At 36.3% G+C, this 212-nt stretch carries 1 pseudogene; it reads left to right on the forward strand.

The window, feature by feature from the left end:
• Window positions 1–212, forward strand: a pseudogene (locus V6255_RS18905) (signal recognition particle protein); the annotation flags it as partial.

Below are 212 nucleotides of genomic sequence, written 5' to 3' on the forward strand. Positions count from 1 at the left end.
AAACCACTTCTGTTGATAAACTGTCTTTATTATTTAAAAACAAAGTAAAGAAATCGGTATTAGTAGGAAGTGCCGATATCTATCGTGCTGCTGCGATCAAGCAATTGGAAACATTAGCTGCTGAAGTTGCTGTTGAGTTCTTTCCAAGTGATATTAGCCAAAAGCCAATTGATATTGCGAATGCTGCGATTACACATGCGAAAAAGAAATTC

Source organism: Psychromonas arctica, assembly GCF_038155225.1.
GTDB classification, from domain to species: domain Bacteria; phylum Pseudomonadota; class Gammaproteobacteria; order Enterobacterales; family Psychromonadaceae; genus Psychromonas; species Psychromonas arctica_B.